Origin of the sequence: Kocuria soli (genome assembly GCF_003797835.1) — a bacterium.
GTDB lineage: Bacteria > Actinomycetota > Actinomycetes > Actinomycetales > Micrococcaceae > Kocuria > Kocuria soli.
On sequence record NZ_RKMF01000031.1, the window covers coordinates 1 to 872 of the forward strand.

The 872-nt window shown below is 69.5% G+C and carries 1 protein-coding gene; it reads left to right on the forward strand.

The features are described 5' to 3' along the window. Positions 1 to 842 (forward strand): IS3 family transposase (locus tag EDL96_RS13300; protein WP_123826705.1); only part of this gene is annotated, 842 nt, incomplete at its 5' end. Positions 843 to 872: the final 30 nt, after the last annotated feature.

Consider the following 872-nt stretch of genomic DNA (forward strand, 5'->3'; position numbering starts at 1 on the left):
TGGCCGAGCTGCTCGAGGTCTCCCGGTCGGGCTACTACGCCTGGCTGGCACGCCGCGATGGGCCGGCTGGTCCGCGCGCTGTGCGGCGGGCCCAGCTGAGCGAGAAGGTGCTGGCCGCCCACACGGCCTCCGACGGGGTCAACGGTGCGCCGCGGATCCTGGCTGATCTGCGCGCCGCCGGCGAGGTGGTCTCGCGCAAGACGGTCGCGAAGCTCATGCGCGCCCGCGGCATCGCCGGCATCAGCCCGGCCACCTGGCACCCGGTGACCACGGTCGCCGACGAGTCCGCGCACACGATCCCCGATCTGGTGGAGCGCGACTTCGATCGCGGCCGTCTCGATGCGGTGTGGACCTCGGACATCACCTATCTGCCCACCGGCCAGGGATGGCTGTACCTGTGCGCGGTTTGCGACGGCTGCTCGCGGCGGGTGTTGGGCTGGGCGGTCGATGACCACATGCGGACCGAGCTGGTCGAGACCGCGCTGCGCCGGGCGGTGAGCCTGCGCGGTGGCGATACCACCGGAGTGATCTTGCACGCCGATCGCGGCTGTCAGTACACCTCCGCCCAGCTGGCCGAGATCGCCGCCGAGCTGGAGGTCAGGATCTCGGTAGGGCGGACCGGGGTGTGCTGGGACAACGCGCAGATCGAATCGTTCTGGTCGACCTTGAAGACCGAGTACTACCACCGACAGAAATTTGCGACCAAGGCCGCTGCCAGGCGCGGAGTCGGCGCCTGGATCGAGGCCACCTACAACCGGACTCGGCGGCACTCGTCCCTGGGCAGGCTCAGCCCGGTAACCTTCGAGCACCAGCTCATGAACCCCGCGGCAGAAGCCGCATAACGCGATGTCCACGAACCGGGGTCAACCCCA